1 protein-coding gene is annotated in these 793 nt (G+C 58.8%); it reads right to left on the bottom strand.

All coding sequences use genetic code 11. The features are described 5' to 3' along the window. Positions 1-204: 204 nt before the first annotated feature. Positions 205-793, bottom strand: a 589-nt coding sequence (locus G6N73_RS36020; RefSeq protein WP_281353032.1) for a glycine betaine ABC transporter substrate-binding protein, incomplete at its 5' end; no start/stop codon positions are given.

Genomic DNA, 793 nt, shown 5'->3' with positions numbered 1-793 from the left:
GGGGTCGATCTTGTAACCTCTCGAATCAAAATAGAAGGCCGGTCGTCTGCCGTATGCTTTCCAAACGTTGCGGCAGGCAATTTTGAGCGGTCGCTCTGGCGTCATGACAGTAGGCTCTTCTGCTTTGATAAGACTGTCCTAAAAGCCGCCTTGGGCTCGGCTCTTAGGGAGAAGACAGCATGAAGGCGCTGAGCCTTCCACCACTCATTTCTTGGCGGCGTCGATCCAAGGTTGCCAGGTTGACTGATGGCTATCGACCCACTCTTTCACAACGGCGTCGAGATCCAGACCTTTCTTGTCGACGGCCAGCATCATCTTTTGCTGATCCTGGGCGTTGACCTTGAACGCCTTCAGGAAGGCATAGGCCGCAGGCCACTTGGCGCCGAAGCCGGACCACACGATCTTGACCACGTCTGGCGGCGTGATGCAGTGTTCGCTGGTCTGCTCCTTGCAAGGCGGCATCTTCACCCAGCCGACCTCATTCTCGGCCAGCGCGTAGTGCGGACCCCAGAACATCATCAACAGCGGAGTCTTGGCCGCTTCCGCTGCCTCAAGCTCTGCCACCAAAGCCCCTTCCGAACCCGACGGCACGGCCGTATATGGCATACTATTGTCGGCAATGATGGTGGGTGCACGCGAGGCCCATTCCGCCGGATAGTCGAGGAAGCGGCCATTCGGCGCGGTGTCGGGCGTCGACAGAGCCTGAACGCATTCCGGCTTCATGAGAGCGGTCCAGTCGGGAAGGCCGGGGCACACCTGCTCCATGAATTTCGGATAGAGCCAACCTTCCTGG

Origin of the sequence: Allomesorhizobium camelthorni (assembly GCF_011045125.1) — a bacterium.
GTDB lineage: Bacteria > Pseudomonadota > Alphaproteobacteria > Rhizobiales > Rhizobiaceae > Allomesorhizobium > Allomesorhizobium camelthorni.
The sequence above is the reverse complement of the archived record's forward strand: the minus strand, read 5'-3'. Positions and strand labels throughout refer to the sequence as shown.